At 63.9% G+C, this 3787-nt stretch carries 2 protein-coding genes and 1 pseudogene; all 3 read left to right on the top strand.

Translation table 11 applies throughout. The features are described from left to right. Positions 1 to 484: pseudogene (locus EN884_RS28995) on the top strand (amidohydrolase); the annotation flags it as partial. Next, positions 481 to 1413, top strand: a complete 933-nt coding sequence (locus EN884_RS28990; RefSeq protein WP_013532649.1) for a dimethylarginine dimethylaminohydrolase family protein — start codon at positions 481 to 483, stop codon at positions 1411 to 1413. The pseudogene EN884_RS28995 and the gene EN884_RS28990, both read left to right, overlap by 4 nt. A 150-nt stretch (positions 1414 to 1563) precedes the next feature. Beyond that, positions 1564 to 3717: a penicillin-binding protein 1A gene (locus EN884_RS28985; RefSeq protein ID WP_128360884.1), complete on the top strand. Its 2154-nt coding sequence runs from the start codon at positions 1564 to 1566 to the stop codon at positions 3715 to 3717. Positions 3718 to 3787: the final 70 nt, after the last annotated feature.

Genomic DNA, 3787 nt, shown 5'->3' with positions numbered 1-3787 from the left:
GGAGCGCCTGATCGAGCCGCAGGCGGCGGAAGCGATCCTGCGCCGCGACCTGCCGCCCTCGCAGGTCAATTCGACCTCCGACGATTACACCGACATGAGCTGGCATACGCCGACGGCGCGCTTCTATGTCGCCCGCCCGGCGCTGCGTTCGGAGACCGGCTATCCCTATCCAGCCTGGGTGATGAATGCGCTGGGCGGTATTTCGGCCACGATCGACCCGATGGTGGCCTGCGCCTCCCGCACGATTGCGCTTGCCGCCCTTCGCCTGCTGGAAGACCAGACTGCCCGCGAGGCGGCGATGGACGAGTTCGTTACCCGCACCGGCGGCGGCATCGGCGGTTCGAACTGGATCGCACCGCTTTGCGACTACGAGCCGCCGATCGGGTTTCGCTGGCCAGAATATGTCACCACCCCGCGTGGACGCGACTGGTGGATACCGAGCAATCAGACACCCCCAAGTCACCTCACGAGGAGCATCCCATGACCGTTCATGACCGCATTGTCGCCGAGCCGTTTTCGCTGCAGCGCCGCAACCCCGCCGGCGGCACCAAGCCGCTGACCGCCTGGGGTTTTGCCAACGAGACCGACGTGCTGACCGACGTCCTGCTCGGCTCGCCCAATTTCCTGCGTCATCTGTCGACCAGCTCGCTGTCGCGCAAGCACCTGCGCGAGGCGCCCTGCAACGTGCAGATCGCACAAGCACAGCACAAGGACCTGGTCGCCGCCTACGAGCATTTCGGCGTCAACATCCACTGGCACGAGCCGACGCCCGAGCTGCCGATGCAGGTCTATTCCCGCGATTCCAGCGTCATGACGCCCTACGGCGCCTTCATCACCGCCATGGCCAACTGGTGGCGGCGCGGCGAGAACTATGCCGCGATCCGCACCTATGAAAAACTCGGCATCCCGATCTACGACATGGTCACGGCTGGTACGTTCGAGGGCGGCGACTTCAACGTCATCGAGGATGGCGTCGTGCTGATAGGCTGCGGCGGCGCGCGCACGCAGGAGGAAGGTGCGCGCCAGGTGCAGGCCTGGTTCGACAAGGAAGGCTGGGAAACCCGCATCGCCTTCATCGACGAATATTACGTCCATATCGACCTGATGGTGGTGCCGATCGCCGAAAAACTGACCGCCGTCTGCCTTGCCTGCACCGAGCCCGGCATTGTCGACTGGCTGAAGGGCAAAGGCCACGAGATCATCGACGTGCCGTTCCAGGACACGATGGCGCTCGGCTGCAACTTCATGTCGCTGGGCAAGGACCGGGTGATCGCGCCGACCTCCAGCCAGTCGCTGATCGGCCAGCTCAAGGCCCGCGGTTTCGAGGTCGCGGCCGTCGACATGAGCGAGATTTCGAAGACCGGCGGCGGCATCCACTGCATGGCGCAGGCGCTGAAGCGCGAACCGGCCTGAGCCGGCTCGCCCCTCAGCAACAAACCCGATACTGTGTCTTCGCTGCCCTTGTGAGTGCTGGAAAAATGGAGGAATAGTCTTGCGGAATGCATCGCCCTGAAATTGCCGGTTTGCGGTACTCAGGTCGTGCAATTGCTAGCCGGATTCCGAATGGCCAGTCCCGAACCGCGCAAGAGAAGAGGTCCGATCGCCGCCCGGCTGCTGGCGCTCGACGCGTGGATCGATTCCTCGCTCTACGAGATCGGCTTCAAGGCGCGCCAGTTCTGGGAATCGGCGACGATCTTCTCGCGGCGCTTCCGCGTCAACGGCTGGCGCCGTGGCATCATCGAAGTGTTGAGCGAAGGTTTTACGCTCGGCGCCGGCGGCATCGTGGTGATGCTGGCGCTGGCCATTCCGGCTTTCCAGGATACGGCCGGCGACTGGCGCGCCCAGGGCGACTTCGCCGTCACCTTCCTCGACCGCTATGGCAACGAGATCGGCCAGCGCGGCATCATCCAGCGCGATTCCGTGCCGGTCGACGAGATGCCCGATCACGTCATCAAGGCGGTGCTTGCTACCGAGGATCGCCGCTTCTTCGATCACTACGGCATCGATGTGCTCGGCCTTTCCCGCGCCATCTTCGAGAATGTGCGGGCCAATTCCGTCGTTCAGGGCGGCTCGAGCATAACCCAGCAGCTGGCCAAGAACCTGTTCCTCACCAATGAGCGCACGCTAGAGCGCAAGATCAAGGAAGCCTTCCTGTCGCTGTGGCTCGAGGCCAATCTGTCGAAGAAGGAAATCCTGCAGCTCTATCTCGATCGAGCCTACATGGGGGGCGGTACGTTCGGCATCGAGGCGGCCGCCGATTTCTATTTCGGCAAGAGCGTCAAGGATCTGAACCTCGCCGAGGCGGCGATGCTGGCCGGGCTGTTCAAGGCGCCGACCAAATATGCGCCGCACATCAACCTGCCGGCAGCGCGCGCACGCGCCAATGTGGTGCTGTCCAACCTTGTCGATTCCGGCTTCATGACCGAGGGGCAGGTTCTGCAGGCAAGGCTGCATCCGGCCGATGTCGTCGACCGCGGCGAGCAGAAAAGTCCGGACTATTACCTCGACTGGGCATTCGACGAGGTCAAGAAGATCGCCAAACCGGGCCAGCACTCGCTTGTTGCCCACACCACCTTCGACGCGAACATCCAGAAGGCAGCGGAAGAATCGGTGGAGTTCCACCTGCGCCAGTTCGGCAAGGAGTACAACGTCACCGAAGGTGCCGTCGTCGTCATCGAGACCAACGGCGCCGTGCGCGCCATCGTCGGCGGCCGCGACTATGGCGCCAGCCAGTTCAACCGCGCCACCAAGGCGCTGCGCCAGACCGGCTCGTCATTCAAACCCTATGTCTATGCAACGGCGATGGAACACGGCTTCACGCCCAACTCCATCATCTCCGGCGGCCCGATCAGCTGGGGGTCCTGGTCGCCGCACAATTACAGCGGCGGATCGGCGGGCAATGTAACTCTGATCATGGCTATGGCCAAATCGATCAACACCGTGCCGGTTCGGCTGGCCAAGGATCACCTTGGCATCGGGCCGATCAAGGCCATGGCCGAGGCGATGGGCGTGGAATCGCCGCTCGAAGCGCACAAGACGATGGTGCTGGGCACCTCGGGCATGACGGTGATCGACCAGGCGACGGGCTACAGCGTGTTCGCCGACAACGGTTTCGTCGGCTTCCGGCACGGCATCAGCCAACTCGTCACCCGCACCGGCGAGGTGGTTTATGATTTCGCCAAGGATGCGCCGCCGCCACACCGGGTGTTGTCGGAGCAGGCGCTGAAATCGATGAACACCATGCTGGCGGCAGTACCGGTGATGGGCACGGCGCGGCGGGCCCAACTTCCCAACATCGTCGTCGCCGGCAAGACGGGCACGACGCAATCCTACCGCGACGCCTGGTTTGTCGGCTTCACCGGCAACTACACGGCGGCGGTATGGATGGGCAATGACGATTTCACGCCGACCAAGAACATGACCGGCGGCTCGCTGCCTGCGATGGTATGGCAGCGCCTGATGGTCTATGCGCACCAGAACATCGACCTCAAGCCGATCCCGGGCATCGACAAGCCCTTCGTCGACGAGGAGATCGCTGCCAAAGCCGAGGAAGCACAGAAGAAGAGCGACGCGCAGGCGGTGGCCGATGCAGCCGCCGAACGGCCGCCGGTGCTGTCCAGCCGCACGACGCAGACGCTGCGGGACATGACCAGCCTGTTCCAGTCGGCGCCCGTCCTCAATACGCCTCAACCGCCGGAGACGCTGTCGGCGCTGTGATGGCGCGCCTCTTCCTTCTCCACCTGTGGGAGAAGGTGGATCGGCGCGCAGCGCCGAGACGGTTGAGGGG

The sequence above is a fragment of the Mesorhizobium sp. M7A.F.Ca.AU.001.01.1.1 genome, from assembly GCF_004022735.1.
Taxonomy (GTDB): domain Bacteria; phylum Pseudomonadota; class Alphaproteobacteria; order Rhizobiales; family Rhizobiaceae; genus Mesorhizobium; species Mesorhizobium ciceri.
The sequence above is the reverse complement of the archived record's forward strand: the minus strand, read 5'-3'. Positions and strand labels throughout refer to the sequence as shown.

What these genes read in the sequence shown, in the direction of transcription:
- EN884_RS28985 (WP_128360884.1), top strand. Translation starts at nt 1,564, where the DNA reads ATGGCCAGTCCCGAACCGCGCAAGAGAAGAGGTCCGATCGCCGCCCGG.
- EN884_RS28990 (WP_013532649.1), top strand. Translation starts at nt 481, where the DNA reads ATGACCGTTCATGACCGCATTGTCGCCGAGCCGTTTTCGCTGCAGCGC.